Below are 15,476 nucleotides of genomic sequence, written 5' to 3' on the forward strand. Positions count from 1 at the left end.
CTGTTTTATGGCTCCCCAACGTGCTGCACATAGCGCGAAAGGGGAGCAACTTTACTAATCACATGATTCTGCAGTAAAAAATCGCCCATTTTCTGATAACGCTCAGCACTAAAGGCTGCACTTTGTTTGGCAAATACCGGAATAGTGGCCTGCCAAGCTTGGTGATTCAAAGGCGTATTCATCTCCGGATAGCGTTGAATAAAGGCTTGCCACGCTTGTTGCGGATGCTCTTTGAGCCACGCCGTTCCTTGGTCCAAGGCATTCAGAAAAGCGTCAACCCACTGTTTTTTCGCCTGGTTTTGCTGAGCCAATAAAATTAATTCATCGTAGGCTGGTATCCCCGACTGCTCTGGAAGGAAAACGTTAGGGTGAACGCCCTTATCCTGCAAACTTAACAGTTCATAATTACGATAAATAGTCATCGCGCCATCAATACGGTGGGTGAGAAGCGCCGTGGTAGCTGCCATGTTTAAATTCACTAAAGTGACTGTACTCGGGTCAACACCAGCGTGGGTCAGCATTTGCTTAATCGCAATATCCTCAAAACCAGGGATCGCATAACCAATGGTTTTACCTTTAAAGTCGGCCAGGTTATGTATCGTGGGCGATAAAGTCGTTAAGGTATTTAAGGGTTGATCAATTAAGGTACCGACTCGTATGACCGGTACCTTTTTCTCTACCAAAGTGTAAAGTTGAGGCTGATAACTGATGCCAATATCTGCTTTCCCAGCGGCTAATAGTGAGGGTACAGAAGCCGAATCAGCCGGGGCGATTAATTCAACATCCAACCCCTGTCGGGCAAAAGCCCCGCTATACTGCGCGGCGAATAATGACGCATGATTAGGGTTCACAAACCAATCGAGAAGGACCCGCACTTTTTGGGGTGCTGCCTCTACCACCGCCCCCCAACACATCAGCAAACAACCAATAAGTAATTTTTTCACTCTTTATCCTTAACTATTAGGCCATAAAAAATAGCGTCGTAACCCCTGTACGACACCGGAGAGTATTACCGCTAGGAGCATTAAGCAGAGTAGTGCCGCAAAACTAGTCGCCGTCTCCATACGGGCCGTGGATTGCATCATGAGATACCCTAGCCCTTGACTGGCACCTACCCATTCCCCCAACACAACGCCAATCGGCGCCAAGACCGCTGCCATCTGTAAGCCAGAAAAGAAGAAAGGTAATGCCGCGGGCCAGCGTACTTGCCAAAAACAGCGCCATGGCGAAGCTTGTAATGTGATCGCAAGGTCAAGCCACTGCTGCGGAACACGACATAGGCCATCAAATAAGGTCAAACAAACAGGAAAAAAGAGGATTAACGCTGCAACCACGACCTTAGAACCAATACCGAACCCCAGCCACAGCACCAGTAACGGTGCCAAGGTAAAGACCGGTATGACTTGGCTTGCCATCACCAACGGATAAAGTAGCCGGCGAATCCACGCATGACTGGTCATCGCTACGGCGACAACGACGCCGCCGCCAACACCCAATAGTAGGGCTAAGCCCATCTCACTAAAGGTAATTGCCGTTTGCGACAGTAATAGTGCCGGCTGCTGAATTAAGGCTACCGCGACCTGTTGCGGTGTCGGCAGTAAATAGTCGGGTATTCCTTGATGCGTCAAGAAGACCCAGACGGCAAGCACACAGCCTAAGAAATAGAACAGGTTACTCAGACGAGATTTCATAAGCCTCCAATTGAGTAATCAGCGCGGCTTGTGCGGTAAGAAGCCGCAGATCATCGGCAGGACGAGGGGTGTCACCAACAGGTGGAGTCAGCGTCTTTACTTGTAGAGGTGAGCAATGGAGTAAAAGAATGCTTTCCGCTAAGCGGCATGCCTCAGCCGGATCGTGGGTGACCATAATCACCGTTTTGCCTTTTAACAGCTCGCCAGTTAAGGTCTGCAATCGCAACTTAGTGATGGCATCTAGCATGGCAAACGGCTCATCCATCAGGATAACCGGTCGATCACTATAAAGTGTACGGGCTAAGGCCACTCGTTGACGCATCCCTCCCGACAGCTGATGAGGCTTAGCCGACAAACGGTGAGCCAGTCCTACTTTCTCAAGCAAATGTTCGGCATGACGGCGAACGACCGGTTGACCAGTGAGCGTTGAGGGCAGTAAGACGTTATCCATGACTGAGAGCCAAGGGTACAGTTGATCTTGCTGCCCCATCCACGCTATCTGTGAGCGGTCTGCGTGGATCATTCCCTTCTGAACCGAACGTAGGCCAGCTAACAATTGTAAAAGCGTACTTTTACCAATCCCACTCGCCCCTAAAAGGGCAGTCGTTTTTCCCTCAGCAAAGGTCAGGGAGAAGTTATGCAGTAATGGCTGCTGTGACCAAGAGAAACTCACCTCTTCGAAACCCAGCATTAGGGCTCTCCTGCCGCAAGCAGTACGATATTCTTTAGTCCGCGCTCGCGTAAAAGACGTTCGGCGCGTGCCGAGCGTAGCCCCGTACGGCACACCAGCACTAAACGTTGATAGGAAGGTGCCGTCCAGTGATGCAACGATTGTAACGGTACGCGGACCGCTGAGTCCGTCACGCTATGCGGTGCTTCATCACGATCCCGTAACTCAACGATCAGATCGGTCTTTAACAGTTGTCCGCGATCGATAAAATGCAGTGTTTTTTCGATCGGCTCCTCAGCGGAGTCGAATCGAAATTGATTAAATTGCCAATCGCTAAAATTATACTTAACTAGCAAACCTAACGGAGAGGGCGTGCTCTGTAACACCCAACTTAGTACCATCTGAGCTTGGGCCGCGGCGATACAAGCGACAACGGGGCCCATTACCCCAGCGGTTTGGCAGTTGCCTGCCGTCGCGGGTAAATGTGGAAATAGGGCTTTGTAACTTGGTGCTCCGCCACAAAATCCTCCTACATAGCCTTGAGTACCCAGAACTGAAGCACTGATTAACGGTAATCCGTGGGTCAAGCAGGCGTCCGAAAGGAGATAAGTGGTGGCAAAATTATCGGCAGCATCGACGACGATATCGATATCCCGTAGTGCCTCGCGCACTATACTGGCCGTAATATGGGTGACCTCAGGTTCGATCAATACCTCACTATTGCATTGGCTTAGATGTGCTTGGGCACATAGCGCTTTAGCTTTACCCACATCTTGCTGAGTGAATAGCGTTTGCCGATGTAGATTGTGCAGGGCCACACGATCCGCATCATACAGTCGAATCTGGCCGATACCTGCCCCAACTAATTGGGGCAGCAACGTCGCACTCAAACCACCCGCCCCCACCACCAGTACCTTAGCCTGTTGCAGTCGCCGTTGTCCTTGCTCACCTATTTCCGGTAGCTGCATTTGTCGTTGATAACGTTGCATGACGGCTTCCTAAATCAAATTCGCTAAACCGAATAATGGCGTAGAGGGCTCTGCCATCTCGCGTTGCGCCATCAATCCCGCATGGTAGGCGGTATGTCCCGCTGAAATGGCTTGTCCAAAAGCTTGGGCCATCGCCACTGGGTCACGTGCTTTCGCCACGGCAGTATTGAGTAAGATACCGTCGAACCCTAGCTCCATCGCTTGCGTTGCATGAGAGGGCGCACCAATCCCAGCATCGATAATCATCGGGATTTCCGGAAAAGCAGCGCGTAGCGCCTGCAATCCACGTAAATTATTCAGTCCCTGTCCCGATCCAATTGGGGCTCCCCACGGCATCAGCACTTGGCATCCTGCCGCTAACAACTTTTCACCGACAATGCGGTCTTCGGTGGTGTAGGGAAAGACCTGAAAGCCCTCGGCACATAAGATGTTGGCAGCTTCAACTAAGGCGAAAGGATCGGGTTGTAAGCTATCGGCATGCCCAATTACTTCTAATTTGATCCACGGTGTATTGAAGAGTTCACGAGCCATATGAGCCGTCGTCACCGCCTCTTTTACGCTGTGGCAACCCGCGGTATTGGGTAAAATATGTCGGTTGTGTTGACTTAATAGTTCGCGGAACGCCTGCCCACCAGTCCCTTCACGCCGTAGACTGACCGTAATCACCTCAGTGCCTGACGCCTCAATGGCTGCACTCAAAATAGCCGGTGAGGGGTAACCCGCGGTGCCCAATAAGCAACGTGAAGTTAACGAGGTACCATAAAACATCACTCACCCTCCCTGCATCGGTGAGAGGGCTTCAACACGCATGCCCTCTCGAAGATTGAACGTGGTATAACCGCCTTTTGCAACAAACTGGCCATCGACAGCGCAGGCGACTACCGTACTATCAATCTGCTGTTCGAGTAGTAGGCCCGCTAACTCAGTTGCCTCGGTCACCACAGGCTGACCATTAAGTAAGATTTGCATTGCTCTTTTCCTTCGCTAACTGTTCAACAAGTTGCTGTGCGACCATCGGGGCTAATAGAAAACCGTGGCGGTACATACCGTTCAAATAAAAACGGTTGTCTTGATAGTGAAAACAGGGGAGATTGTTGGGATAAGCCGGACGTAAGCCACTGGCGGTCTCGATAATTTCCGCCTCCGCCAGTGCCGGATGTAAGGTATAAGCGGCACTCAATAACTCCATCGCCGCCCGCGCACTCATACCACGATTATCGTCAGTCTCCACCATCGTCGCGCCCAGCATGAATTCTCCAGCACCGCGTGGTACCAGATAGCAAGGAAATCGAGGATGTAATAACCGGATGGGCCGTGAAAAATCGAGTTCATCACTACGCAAACGCAGCATTTCACCGCGTACCGCACGCAGCGATGATAGATCTGCCCGAGCCTTAATTCCCCGACAATCAATAATCTTGCCGCTGGGCTGAGAGGAATGAAATACTACGCCTTGCTCCTGTAACTGCTGGGCGAGGGAAGCTAAGGCTTGGCGAGGATTGAGGTGCCCTTCTTCAGCAAAAAAAAGCCCGCGATCAAAGCGTGAGCCAAGTTCGGCTTCAAGCTCCTCTGGCTTCACCCACTGATGGTGGATTGTTTTACTGGCAAAAACGTGAAGTTCTTGCTGATCTCTAGCAGGGGCAACCACCAAGGTTCCACGCTGTTGTACATCAGGTACGCGCTGTTGCCACCAGGCAAGCGAGTGCTGCCCAAGCGTGACAACCTCGTTGGGGGCGCTCTCTGCTTCACAATAAGGCGCTAACATTCCCCCTGCATACCATGATGCGGTGGGAGAGTCAGGCTGCTCGATCAGTTCAACCTGTTCGCCCTGTTCGACTAATAGTTTTGCTACGCAGAGTCCGCTTACGCCGCGACCAAGAACACTCCAGCGACTCATTGTCTGGCCTGAGTGGTAGAGAGGAGAAAATACATGGATGGCCTCTTAGTGAGAGACCCAGATAAGGCAGAGGGAATAAGACACTTACCCTTTAAGGGCTATGCCAAGTTGCTCATCGGCAACCCGTCTTCCTACGCCAGTATTAACTGGGTCAGGTTCAAAGGGTCGCTGCACGGCGTCATACGCTCACAGCCTCTCAGTCTCTTTACGCGAGACTCCCCCGACTTTTATTTAGTTGTAATTGAGGCAAGCCTTCGCGTCAAGTACCAATATAGAACTGTCACAGCGCATGGCACGCCAATCCACTTATCGTCCTTTCTTTTGACGCCCCGGCTTAGTGAATTTTTGCCGTGCGGGCGGCTTTTTCGTTGAACGAGCAGGCATGACCGGGGGGGCAATATCTGGTCTTTTAAGGGCTTTTTTCGCCGGTTTTTTCTCAACCGGTTTATCCTCTGATGAAGAATCTTCAATCAGGTTAAACAGGTCAATTAACTCGTCATCAGTGAGATCACGCCATTCCCCTACAGGGATACCTGCCAGGCTCACGTTCATAATGCGGGTACGTTCAAGTTTAGTCACTTCAAAACCAAAGTGAGTACACATCCGACGGATTTGCCGATTTAAGCCTTGAACAAGAATGATACGGAAAACATGCGTATCGAGCTTTTTAACTTTACACTTCTTCGTTACCGTTCCCAGAATAGGCACACCCGCGCCCATTCCACGGATAAATTCGTCGGTGATCGGTTTATCTACCGTCACGATATACTCTTTTTCGTGGTTATTTCCGGCACGTAAAATTTTATTTACCAAATCGCCATGGTTAGTTAAAAAGATTAGACCTTGAGAGTCTTTATCCAGCCGACCAATCGGAAAAACACGCTTACTATGATTGACAAAATCACCGATATTATCGCGCTCTGTCTCTTCCATAGTGGTGACGATACCCACCGGTTTATTGAGCGCGATTAAGATCAAGTCATCTTCACTACGGGGTTCGATCAGCTGACCATTAACCATCACTTTATCATCAGGATAAACCTGAGCCCCAACAGCGGCGCGTCGTCCATTAATGAAGACGTTACCCTGTTCAATGTAACGATCGGCATCGCGACGAGAGCAAATACCGCTCTCACTAATATATTTGTTGAGACGTACAGATGTGTTAGTCAGCATGGTTCCTCCGAAAAAACGGACTATACCTGATTTTTTCGATGGTTTCGAAAGAAGTGTGTGAATAGTCGGGGAAGAGAAACCCTTCCCCGACTGAATGTTACGAAGAGAGCGTTTGTAACGCGCGGGCGATACGAATGGCAGCCTCACCGGCAGTCTGTTCGGTCAACATGGAATAAGAAAGACGTAACGCATTCTTTTCCGGATTTTCGGCAAAGAAAACATCACCTGGGACAAACACGACTTTCTCTGCGATACAGGCTTTCAATAAAAGACTCGCATCCATACCTTCTTTCAGGTGACACCATAAAAACATCCCCCCTTCGGGACGGTTAAAGGTAATCGCATCACCGAGGTGTTTCTGTAAAGCCTCGATCAACCAATCACGGCGCTGTCTATACGTTTCTGTCAATAAAGCGATACGCTCATCGATCCGTCCCGATGCGATATAACGTGCAGCAATATGTTGATTTAGCGTAGAAGTGTGCAGATCTAATGCCTGTTTCGCGACAGTAATCGCCATGAGGAATTTTTTAGGTAGCGCTAGCCAACCTAAACGTAAACCCGGGGAGAAAATTTTCGAAAAACTCGACATGTAACAGACGTTATGATCTTCTCCATATAACTGCTGGGCCAGTGAGAAGAAGGTTTCACGGCGTTGTTCGGTAAAGGCTAGATGCCCATAAGGATCATCTTCAACAATTACGACCTGGTAACGATGGGCTAACTTAACAATTTCAGCCCGCTGTGCATTTTCAATAATACGCCCAGTCGGGTTAGCAAAGGTTGGGATCAAGTAAAGCATCTTTACTCCCCCCGCGGCTAAGCGAGATTCCAATGCACCAAGATCAATCTCTTCACCTTGGTAAGCCAGCTCTTCGATCACCGCCTCGGTATAGTCAAATAACTGTAAGGCGGCTAAATAGGTAGGACGCTCCACTAATACTACGTCGTCTTTCTCCAAGAAAACGCGATTAAGGAGGTCAATACCCTGTTGAGAGCCATTAGTGACCAGCACTTGGTTAGGATCAAGCTGTAGACCAAAATGCTGGACCCAATTAGCAATACTTTGGCGCAGCGGCCATTCACCTTCAGTTACCGAGTACTGAAAAACATCGCGATGATCTTCAGCGAGTAACTGCTGGAGTACGTTATCAATACCCTCAACGTCAATCATATCTGTGGCAGGGATACCGCCTGCTAAGGAGATAAACCCAGGTTCTTTACTAAATTTAAGCAATTCTCTAACCGGTGAAGAATGTATCGCTGCGGATTTCTTGGAAAGCATGCGTTAACCTGTCGCCCTTTATGTGATAAACGTTGATAAGATTTTCTCAACCTTAGCAAAATAACAGCCTGGAGTCATGAACTACTCGTGGCACAGTAAGATAAAAATAATCCGACTTTTCAACACCAGAATTACCGGTAAACTTTGGGTAAATTCCCGCTAAGAATTAGTGATAAAATATATTCAGAAGTAGAATCATAATAATTAAAACCATATTAATTAATTATCTGTAAAACATTAATAATAAAATATAAAAGTTAATTATTTAAAAAATACCCAACTCCCTTCATTAGTTTTCTTTAAAAGGTTTCGGATTTATGTTATAAATAAAATTCGTAACGGATTATTTACATAGAGATTTCTATGATTACCCACACTGTTATTTTTGCTCCAATTGGAGAAGCGAGTAGAACAGAGCAAATCACCCAAAGACTCTCTAACGCAATTATTTCTGGTTTATTAGAAAAAGGGGAGCAATTACCTAATGAATCGGAATTAGCACGAATGATGGGAGTTTCACATATTACTATCAGGGACGCACTCAATACCCTTCGAAGTAAATCCTTGATCCATACTATTCGTGGTCGTAATGGTGGAAGTTTTATAAGTGATAACGTTGAAAGTTATGTGAAACATTTTCACCCCTTTAATAATATCAGTTCAGATTATTTATCTGACCTAGGGGAAATGCAAAGCGCGATCATTGTTCATAGTACGCGTCTATCCGCACAGCGCATGACTGATGATGACATAGGTAAATTAGGCGAACTTATTCTCGCGCTAGAAAAAGCTGACACTCCACAGCGTAAAGCCCAGTCTGATATGCGTTGCCTACTCACCTTAGCAGCCAACTCCCAATCGGCAAGGCTTGCTGCCCAAGAACTGATCATTTTAACGGAGTGGGCACCGCTTATCTCTATTCTTTATCAAGAGGATAAGTTTCATACCGAGAGTACTGCTCATTTTCATCAATTGTTCGCTGCCTTACAGAATAAAGATGAATCCTTAGCGGTAACCCAATCCTACATATTAATAGAATTTTTCGTTTCCTCATTAATAAACTATAAAATTAATTTTATCTAAACATTACTCAATTTCAGGATGAAGTGAGAAAGCATGCCATTAGGGAAAATAAAACAGGTCTCTGAAGAATCATTTTCATTAATTGAAAAAATAACCCAAGAATTCTCAATGACTATTAGCCAAATGATTTCAGATACCAAGAAATCCGCTGATATTAATTTAAAACTAGAGAGCAGAATAAAGGATAATATATTATTACTTGCCGAGAAATTATTAAGTCAACACCCGTTATTTTCTGGTGCTGGTTTCGCGCTATATAATGAATCCACCGTAAGCCCGTGGCAACTTGCTTGGCTATACCGGCCGCAACATCCTCGAATGGTAAGTAAGTTCTGCCTAAATAAGGCTTCGCAACCCTTAGTCGATTATCAAACATTTTCGTGGTTTGCAAAGGTAAGCGATAAAGGCTATTTACATGGCCCCTATGTCGACTACGTCTGTAACTCTACCTATACCTTAACCTATATTTTCCCGGTCTATTTTGAAAGGCGTTTAATTGGGGTCGCGGCAACGGATGTGATGGTTGGCCAATTAGAGCAAATCCTACGTGAATCGCTGGCCAATGATCCCCTCCCTATCATTATGACGACAACCTCAGGACGTGTACTTTTTTCCACGCATCCTCGCTTTCGAGTGGGGACACTCCAAACCTCTCATTCCTTAACGGCTCATTTTCAAAGCCAATACTTTACATTATGGAGCGAAGGCTGTGAGGGTGGTGCAGTTCCGCCCTAAATCAGTGCATTAACGGATGACGATAAGGTAGCGATCCGGCAATGAGGTTATCGCTACCGAGATGTAACTTTTGGCCCAGTAATTGCTTAATTGAAACATAAGTTTTTCAGTTACGTCGAAAAGGGCTGCGGCTATGACACACACTCTCTCCAAGATACGCCACTCTATCTTTATCCAAGTACTTATCGCGTTGGTCATTGGTACCGCACTAGGATGCCTGTATCCAGCCATTGCGGATTCGCTAAAACCCTTGGGCGATAGCTTTATCAAACTGATTAAAATGGTGACCGCGCCCCTAGTGTTTGTGATCATCGTCCAGGGCATCTCCTCCCATAGCGAACTGAAACAGGTCGGACGTATTGTCGGTAAGACCTTACTTTACTTCGAAATCATCACCTTACTGGCTCTAGTCCTAGGGTTAGTCGGGGCACAGATCACCCATATCGGGCAAGGTATCCATCTTTCAAAGATGGCGATGCCGGCAACGGATAAACTGAGTCACCTTTCATCACTGCAGAGCTTTGGGGATTTCTTCTTAAACCTGATTCCAGATACCTTTATTGGTGCTTTCGCACGCGGGGACACCTTACAAGTATTGCTAATCTCTATTCTCTTTGGTGTCTCGCTCAATATTAGCGGCGAAGCAGGTAGACCCGTCATCACACTTATCAATAGCCTCAGCCATATCCTTTTTCGATTAATGGCAATACTGGTGAAAGTGGCTCCGCTTGGCGTACTCGGCGCGGTGGCATATATGGTGGGTCACTATGGCGTACACTCATTAACCAGCCTACTCGGTTTTCTCTTCCTCTATACCGGTATCTGTGCCCTATTTGTCGTCGTTGTATTGGGTGGCATTACACGACTGACCGGTATTAGCTTTATCGCGCTACTGCGCTATTTACGTGAAGAATTAACGATTGTCTTGGGGACCACCGCTTCCGATGTGGTGTTACCTCAGTTAATGAAAAAATTAGAATTTCTAGGGATAAGTAAATCGACCGTTGGTTTAGTGATCCCAACGGGCTATTCCTTCAACCTTGATGGGTTTTCCATTTATCTCACCCTTGCGGTAGTGTTTATCGCGAATGCCACGGGTATTCACCTCGGCTGGAGCGAAATTGCCTTAATTTTGGGTGTGGCTGTCTTTACGTCGAAAGGTGCACACGGCGTTCCTGGAGCAGCGATTGTCATTCTTGCCGCGACGCTTTCAGCCATTCCTTCTCTACCACTAGCGGCCTTAGCTTTTCTTTTGCCTATTGATTGGTTGATTGGTATTCCCCGCGCGTTAACCAATGTCTTGGGTAACTGCGTCGCTACATTAGTCATTGCAAAGTGGGAAAACGATCTGGATTTGACTCGAGCTCGTCAGGTCCTTAACCAAAGTATTCCTTATGAAAAGGTAAATAAAAAGAGCACATTGGTCACTGAACAATAAAAGTTAACTACACTTTTTAAACAATATCCCTGTTTAAGGAGTGATCGTGAAACCTTTCTATCTTCTTACCGCTGTGTTATTCACAGCGGTTTTTTCATCTCAGAGCGAGGCGGCTTCCGAAGTTATCGCAAAAATTAACCCTCCCTACCCCGACCTCTCTGGGATAGCAGTCAATCAGGAGAACCGTATATTTTTAGGTTTTCCTCGGCACTCTGGTGATCACCACTCTCCAGCACTGATGGAACTTAAACAAGGTCAACTCACCCCTTATCCCAATAAAACGTTCGGACTCCCCCAAAAAAATCTCACTGATTGGTTAGTATCACCTCATGGCTTGTACGTGGATAAAAACGATACACTTTGGGTACTCGATGATGGGAAAATTCAGGGTAAATCGACCATACCCGTTGGTGCTGCAAAAGTGGTCGCGATTGACACTCACACGAACAAAGTCTTAAAGACGATTGTCATTACCCCACCCGTGCTTAACTCAAGCTCACACTACAACGATTTACGGGTTGATCTCTCGCACGGTAAAGCCGGCACCATTTATATTGCTAACTCAGGTTTTGCACAGCGTTATTCTCTTATTGTTATTGATGTCGCCAGCGGTAAACAACGGGAAGTCTTAATCAACCACCCCTCGACTTCACCTGATCCAGGTTTTATGGCCTTTATCGAGAATAAGCCTGTCGTCTTTAATGCCGATAATCCTAAATTACCGCAGGGAGGAATTGATGGTGTTGCCCTATCTCCCGACCAAAGTAAGTTTTATTGGACTGCACTGAGCGGACGTAAGCTATTTAGCCTGCCAACCGCGCAACTCAGTGATTTTTCTGTCCCTGAAGCAACCTTGGAAAAATCAGTACATTTCGAAGGTGAGCATCCTGCCAATGACGGCATGGCAGAAGATGAAAAAGGGAATCTTTACTTCGGTGCCTTTGAACAGCAATCGTTAGTAAAGCGCGATCCCAACGGTCAATTTCATTTACTTGATCACAATGTTCACGATTTTGGCTGGCCAGATGCTTTAGCTTACCGTAATGGTTATTTGTACACCACGTTAGGCCAATGGAATCGTACTCCTGACTTGAACGATAACCACGACCTTCGTCAACGACCTTTCTTAGTGATTCGTACGTCGACGGAGTAATAGCGCGCTGAGCGGCCCTTCTACTCATGCGTGTTTCTTAATTATTTGGAGAAATTGATGAGTAGTGATGGCGAAATTTTACTCGCAGGCATCGCCGCCTTAGTCGCGATTATTTTTTTCGTGGCCTACGCCAAGTTACCGCCCTTCTTAGCTATTTTTGTGGGGGCGGTGATTGCCGGCATGGTGGCACAGGTGCCAGCCGAAGCAATAGCCAAGAGTTTTTCTAAAAGTGCTGGCAGTGTGTTAGGTGAAAGTGGATATGTTATTGCCATGGGGGCGATGTTAGGCAGTATTATGACGAAAACCGGTGCGGCCGATCGACTCGCAGAGTTTATCATTGCTCGCACAACCGCTCGTTATTTACCTTGGGTGATGGCCCTGACTGCCATGGTGATTGGTCTACCGCTTTTTTTCGAAGTTGGACTGGTACTTATGTTGCCACTTATCGCTACCGTAAGTGCACGTTCAGGGCAACCGTTGTTACGCATTGCTGTACCGGTACTCGCAGGACTGACGGCATTACATGCCCTAGTACCGCCTCACCCTGGCCCCATTATCGCTATCACAACGTTGCATGCGGATATGGGACTGACATTGCTTCTCGGGTTGATTATTGCCGTGCCAGCGGTGATCTTCGCAGGGCCACTTTACGGAAAGTGGTTAAGTCGAAAAGCCAGTTTAGCGACTGTCACCCAACTCGCAACACTGCCTGAACCTGTTGCAGGTATTCGCCCGCCCTCACTTCTTCTCACCATTACTATTATCTTACTCCCTGCAATATTGATGCTACTACGCAGTATTTCGCTCTATATCCTACAAAGCGACAGCTCACCCGTCCACTTTCTCGATTTTATCGGTGAACCCTTAGTTGCGCTGACGCTTACCGTACTCCTGGCCATTTTCACACTCAGCTGGCGCAGTGGAATGGATAAAAAAAACGTTGGGGAGACACTCACGGCCAGTATTGCGCCGGTTGCGGTACTGCTACTTACTATTGGCGCGGGGGGCGGGTTAAAGGGAGTTTTAGTCGAGGCCGGTATCAGTCAAAGTATTAGCCACTTTGCCTCACAGACCCACGCACCATTACTACTTCTTGCTTGGGGCATTGCAGTAATGATTCGCCAAGCCACTGGCTCTGCAACGGTTGCGACCACTACAACAGCAGGCATTATGGCGGCAAGCTTCCAACTTTTACCCCCTTTAGAAAGTAGCCTAATCGCTTTGGCTATTGGGGCAGGCTCAGTCTTCTTCTGCCATATCAATGATGCGGCCTACTGGATGATAAAATCGTTCTTCGGCTTAACGCTCAAACAAACACTATGGATATGGTCAGTGCTACAAACGATTGTGTCGGTAGTCGGCCTGGTTATGGCGAGCATCTTATGGAAGATCCTTGTCTCGTCTTAATGTTCGAATTGAAAACGCTACCCAAATAAGGTCCCTACTTTAGGACCAACCGTTTTCAAGTATTCACCACTAAAAGAGCCTTCGACGACGGCTCTTTTTCATAACGTTCGAACGGATTAGCGTCTGCCGTAGTCAACCGCCCCGGACAAATCTCTTTTACAACTGACCTTCTCATCGCCAAATTAAACAAAAAAGAAACATTCAAACACAATAAACAAACAAATATATAAAACTATTAACAGAATTGCTTTACGATTGCGCCCTTTTAAAATTTGGCAACGAAAAATGAATATCAGTAGAAGAAAACTTATCCTAGGTAGTGGGGCGATTTGCGCAGCAGGAATTGGTGCAAGTGTTTTAGGTCCAATGATGGCAAGAGAAGGTCGTTTAGTACCAGGTAAACCGAGATATGGCTTTATTAATGGTACCGAAGGCCCGCTACCTCAAAGCGCCGATGCCGTGATTATCGGTGCGGGAATTTTAGGGATAATGACCGCTATTGATCTGGCTGAGAAAGGATTGTCAGTTGTTATCGTTGAAAAAGGGAACATCGCCGGTGAGCAATCCTCGCGATTTTATGGCCAATTGATGACCTATAAGATGGAAGGAGAGACCTTTATGCTCCACCATCTTGGAAAAGAACATTGGCGAGGAATGAATAAAAAAATTGCTATGGATACTAGCTATCGTACTCAAGGCCGGGTTGAGGTACCGCTGAGTGACGAAGATCTGCAGAATGTAAGAGCCTGGATTGATGATAAAAAAGAGCAAGTAAGTAGTGCTATCCCCTTAAATACGCGAATAATTCAGGGTGAAGAACTCAAAAATCGTTTAAAAGGGGCAACCTCAAACTGGACCATTGCAGGGTTTGAAGAGGACTCTGGAAGTTTAGACCCAGAAATTGCGGCGTTCAGAATGGCCGACTATGCAAAGAAAATTGGCGTAAAAATTTATACCCAGTGCGCAGCAAGAGGTATTGAAAAACAAGGGGGCGCGGTATCGGACGTTGTCACGGAAAAAGGGGCGATTAGAACGACCAGAGCGGTAGTATGTGGCGGTGCATGGTCAAGACTATTTATGCAGAATCTAGACGTCGACCTTGAAACCCTTCCTGCTTATCAATCTCAGCAACTCATTACCGGCGGACCGGGCTTACCAGGGGCGAACGTCGCGTTACCAGGGAATATCTTTTTCCGGGAACAAGCGAACGGGACTTATGCTACCTCTCCAAGGATAGAGGTAATTCCTATCGTCAAAGATTCTTTCATTTATGGTTATAAGTATTTACCACTACTTGCCCCAGAGGATGTCTTTGTTCATTTCTCTATCAATGAGCAACTTCTCAACTCTTTTAAGCAAAAAACAAAATGGTCGTTAGATAAACAGTCTCCTTTCGAGTCAAACCGCGACATGGTTGCCGTAGCAGACGTTAAAGACCTAAATGAATCACTAGCCACTTTGAAAAAAGAATTTCCGGCCTTCAATAATTCAAAACTAATTGATCAATGGAGTGGTGCAATGGCTGTTGCCCCCGACGAGTCACCCATTATTTCTGTCGTCAATGAATGTCCAGGCTTAGTCGTCAATACCGCGACAAGTTGGGGGATGACTGAAAGCCCCGTTTCCTCTTCTATCGCAGCAGATTTGCTCTTAGGAAATACCCCGGTCTTGAACCCCAAAGCTTTTAGCCTGTATAGATTTAGCTAAGCATTCCGTCACACTACCCTTAGAGCCTATATCTTCATAGATATAGGCTTTATGACCCCACCTTAAAATGCCTGTTTCCATTACAGTTTCTCTGTGACTACCGTGCCTTACCCAGCGATATACAGGTAGATAATTAATTAGCGACGGATGCTGTTGCAACCACGTCAATAAAAGATAATAATTCTCGTTCTTATTATCAATAGATAGAATCCAGCTTCGGATTCTCTGAGTCACTTGCGCCCTGA

General features: G+C 46.9%; 15 protein-coding genes and 1 riboswitch. Of the genes, 6 read left to right on the plus strand and 9 right to left on the minus strand.

Translation table 11 applies throughout. The features are described 5' to 3' along the window. Nucleotides 1-5 precede the first annotated feature (5 nt). From QJR74_RS14245 to QJR74_RS14285, 9 genes are all read right to left on the minus strand, one after another. Entirely contained in the window at nucleotides 6-944 is a 939-nt protein-coding gene (locus tag QJR74_RS14245; RefSeq protein ID WP_304372444.1) for an ABC transporter substrate-binding protein, read from the minus strand. Nucleotides 945-953: 9 nt separating this feature from the next. After that, complete coding sequence (locus tag QJR74_RS14250) at nucleotides 954-1,691, minus strand: ABC transporter permease (RefSeq protein ID WP_304372445.1); 738 nt, start codon at nucleotides 1,689-1,691, stop codon at nucleotides 954-956. Continuing rightward, nucleotides 1,672-2,382 (minus strand): ABC transporter ATP-binding protein, encoded by a 711-nt coding sequence (locus tag QJR74_RS14255; RefSeq protein WP_304372447.1) that lies wholly within the window; start codon nucleotides 2,380-2,382, stop codon nucleotides 1,672-1,674. The genes QJR74_RS14250 and QJR74_RS14255 overlap by 20 nt, the downstream gene beginning before the upstream one ends. Continuing rightward, on the minus strand, nucleotides 2,382-3,350 hold the full coding sequence (locus tag QJR74_RS14260; RefSeq protein ID WP_304372448.1) for a ThiF family adenylyltransferase: 969 nt from the start codon (nucleotides 3,348-3,350) through the stop codon (nucleotides 2,382-2,384). Before QJR74_RS14260 ends, QJR74_RS14255 begins: the two co-directional genes overlap by 1 nt. A gap of 9 nt (nucleotides 3,351-3,359) precedes the next feature. After that, entirely contained in the window at nucleotides 3,360-4,118 is a 759-nt protein-coding gene (locus tag QJR74_RS14265) for a thiazole synthase (RefSeq protein ID WP_304372450.1), read from the minus strand. 3 nt (nucleotides 4,119-4,121) lie between these two features. Next, complete coding sequence (gene thiS, locus QJR74_RS14270; RefSeq protein ID WP_304372451.1) at nucleotides 4,122-4,319, minus strand: sulfur carrier protein ThiS; 198 nt, start codon at nucleotides 4,317-4,319, stop codon at nucleotides 4,122-4,124. Then, on the minus strand, nucleotides 4,303-5,247 hold the full coding sequence (locus QJR74_RS14275; protein ID WP_304372453.1) for an FAD-dependent oxidoreductase: 945 nt from the start codon (nucleotides 5,245-5,247) through the stop codon (nucleotides 4,303-4,305). Before QJR74_RS14275 ends, thiS begins: the two co-directional genes overlap by 17 nt. Nucleotides 5,248-5,358: 111 nt before the next feature. Next, a riboswitch (TPP riboswitch) is annotated at nucleotides 5,359-5,479 on the minus strand. Nucleotides 5,480-5,553: 74 nt separating this feature from the next. Then, the gene (gene rluF, locus QJR74_RS14280; RefSeq protein WP_304372454.1) at nucleotides 5,554-6,423 is read right to left on the minus strand and encodes a 23S rRNA pseudouridine(2604) synthase RluF; all 870 of its coding nucleotides are present in this window, start codon (nucleotides 6,421-6,423) and stop codon (nucleotides 5,554-5,556) included. 97 nt (nucleotides 6,424-6,520) lie between these two features. After that, nucleotides 6,521-7,708, minus strand: a complete 1,188-nt coding sequence (locus QJR74_RS14285; RefSeq protein ID WP_304372455.1) for an aminotransferase-like domain-containing protein — start codon at nucleotides 7,706-7,708, stop codon at nucleotides 6,521-6,523. A 363-nt stretch (nucleotides 7,709-8,071) separates the two neighbouring features. On the opposite strand from QJR74_RS14285, the gene QJR74_RS14290 reads away from it, so the two are divergent. The 6 genes from QJR74_RS14290 (at nucleotide 8,072) to QJR74_RS14315 (ending at nucleotide 15,231) form a co-directional block, all read left to right on the plus strand. Next, nucleotides 8,072-8,791 (plus strand): FadR/GntR family transcriptional regulator, encoded by a 720-nt coding sequence (locus QJR74_RS14290; protein WP_304372456.1) that lies wholly within the window; start codon nucleotides 8,072-8,074, stop codon nucleotides 8,789-8,791. Nucleotides 8,792-8,899: 108 nt separating this feature from the next. Beyond that, a complete protein-coding gene (locus QJR74_RS14295; protein ID WP_304372457.1) occupies nucleotides 8,900-9,526 on the plus strand; it encodes a cache domain-containing protein in 627 nt (208 codons plus the stop codon). 133 nt (nucleotides 9,527-9,659) lie between these two features. Beyond that, nucleotides 9,660-10,964, plus strand: coding sequence for a cation:dicarboxylate symporter family transporter (locus QJR74_RS14300; protein WP_304372459.1), 1,305 nt, complete (start codon nucleotides 9,660-9,662; stop codon nucleotides 10,962-10,964). A gap of 46 nt (nucleotides 10,965-11,010) precedes the next feature. After that, nucleotides 11,011-12,117, plus strand: coding sequence for an L-dopachrome tautomerase-related protein (locus QJR74_RS14305; RefSeq protein ID WP_304372461.1), 1,107 nt, complete (start codon nucleotides 11,011-11,013; stop codon nucleotides 12,115-12,117). Nucleotides 12,118-12,174: 57 nt separating this feature from the next. Continuing rightward, nucleotides 12,175-13,524, plus strand: coding sequence for a GntP family permease (locus QJR74_RS14310; protein WP_304372462.1), 1,350 nt, complete (start codon nucleotides 12,175-12,177; stop codon nucleotides 13,522-13,524). 285 nt (nucleotides 13,525-13,809) lie between these two features. Then, nucleotides 13,810-15,231: an NAD(P)/FAD-dependent oxidoreductase gene (locus tag QJR74_RS14315; RefSeq protein ID WP_304372464.1), complete on the plus strand. Its 1,422-nt coding sequence runs from the start codon at nucleotides 13,810-13,812 to the stop codon at nucleotides 15,229-15,231. The last annotated feature ends 245 nt before the right edge of the window (nucleotides 15,232-15,476 follow it).

The sequence above is a fragment of the Tatumella ptyseos genome, assembly GCF_030552895.1.
GTDB classification, from domain to species: Bacteria; Pseudomonadota; Gammaproteobacteria; order Enterobacterales; family Enterobacteriaceae; genus Rosenbergiella; species Rosenbergiella ptyseos_A.

Coding starts and splice junctions, on each gene's coding strand:
- QJR74_RS14285 (WP_304372455.1), bottom strand. CDS start 7,708: ATGCTTTCCAAGAAATCCGCAGCGATACATTCTTCACCGGTTAGAGAA.
- QJR74_RS14255 (WP_304372447.1), bottom strand. CDS start 2,382: ATGCTGGGTTTCGAAGAGGTGAGTTTCTCTTGGTCACAGCAGCCATTA.
- QJR74_RS14265 (WP_304372450.1), bottom strand. CDS start 4,118: ATGTTTTATGGTACCTCGTTAACTTCACGTTGCTTATTGGGCACCGCG.
- rluF (WP_304372454.1), bottom strand. CDS start 6,423: ATGCTGACTAACACATCTGTACGTCTCAACAAATATATTAGTGAGAGC.
- QJR74_RS14275 (WP_304372453.1), bottom strand. CDS start 5,247: ATGAGTCGCTGGAGTGTTCTTGGTCGCGGCGTAAGCGGACTCTGCGTA.
- QJR74_RS14300 (WP_304372459.1), top strand. CDS start 9,660: ATGACACACACTCTCTCCAAGATACGCCACTCTATCTTTATCCAAGTA.
- QJR74_RS14260 (WP_304372448.1), bottom strand. CDS start 3,350: ATGCAACGTTATCAACGACAAATGCAGCTACCGGAAATAGGTGAGCAA.
- QJR74_RS14250 (WP_304372445.1), bottom strand. CDS start 1,691: ATGAAATCTCGTCTGAGTAACCTGTTCTATTTCTTAGGCTGTGTGCTT.
- QJR74_RS14290 (WP_304372456.1), top strand. CDS start 8,072: ATGATTACCCACACTGTTATTTTTGCTCCAATTGGAGAAGCGAGTAGA.
- thiS (WP_304372451.1), bottom strand. CDS start 4,319: ATGCAAATCTTACTTAATGGTCAGCCTGTGGTGACCGAGGCAACTGAG.
- QJR74_RS14315 (WP_304372464.1), top strand. CDS start 13,810: ATGAATATCAGTAGAAGAAAACTTATCCTAGGTAGTGGGGCGATTTGC.
- QJR74_RS14310 (WP_304372462.1), top strand. CDS start 12,175: ATGAGTAGTGATGGCGAAATTTTACTCGCAGGCATCGCCGCCTTAGTC.
- QJR74_RS14295 (WP_304372457.1), top strand. CDS start 8,900: ATGACTATTAGCCAAATGATTTCAGATACCAAGAAATCCGCTGATATT.